This window comes from Oleiphilus sp. HI0067 (assembly GCF_001635735.1).
Genome location: NZ_LWFI01000527.1, coordinates 1 through 668 on the forward strand (window position 1 = coordinate 1; position 668 = coordinate 668).

At 44.6% G+C, this 668-nt stretch carries 1 protein-coding gene; it reads right to left on the reverse strand.

All coding sequences use genetic code 11. The features are described 5' to 3' along the window. A partial coding sequence (locus A3739_RS06190) for a carboxy terminal-processing peptidase (protein WP_197472111.1) occupies positions 1-668 on the reverse strand: 668 nt, incomplete at both ends.

A 668-nucleotide genomic window follows, 5' to 3' on the forward strand; every position in this document is an offset into this window, starting at 1 on the left:
CTTTTGCGATCGAAGCTTTTGCAGTTGCTTCAATGAAATCAAGCAATACCTCGACGCTCTCGTCAACGATAAAGTCTATTTCGAGTTCGTCGCTCTGCGTCTTGCTTGCTTGAGCTTCGACGTCATCTTCCCATGCCTTGAAATCAGCGTAAGGTTCTTTGCCATCAAAGCTACGACGTTTGTTTTCTAAGTCGAGTTGCTCTTTTTCAGCTGTCTTGATTTCTTTTTGGCGAACTTCTTTATTGAGAGATACGCGATCTTTTGTGCGTTGCTTATCGAGCAATGCAATCTCTTCAAGTAAGACTTGGTATTCTTCGTTTTTCGCAAAGCGCTCTTTATGGCGTTGATTCAATACTGTTTCAACACCGTCGTTGCTAGCGAGTTGTTTAAAATCGGCCGCTGCAATAGCATCCCAAGGAAGAGCGTTTTCAAGAGAATCTTCACCTACTTTAGTCGTATCGACCGTATCAGGGATCAGAATGTCTGGTACAACGCCTTTATGCTGTGTGCTGGCACCCGAGATGCGATAAAACTTAGCTTGAGTGATTTTAAGCTGGCCGTGGTTTAAAGGACGAACAGATTGAACGGTACCTTTACCAAAGGTTTGAGAGCCCATCACGATACCGCGATCGTAGTCCTGAATGGCGCCTGCAAAGATTTCTGATGCA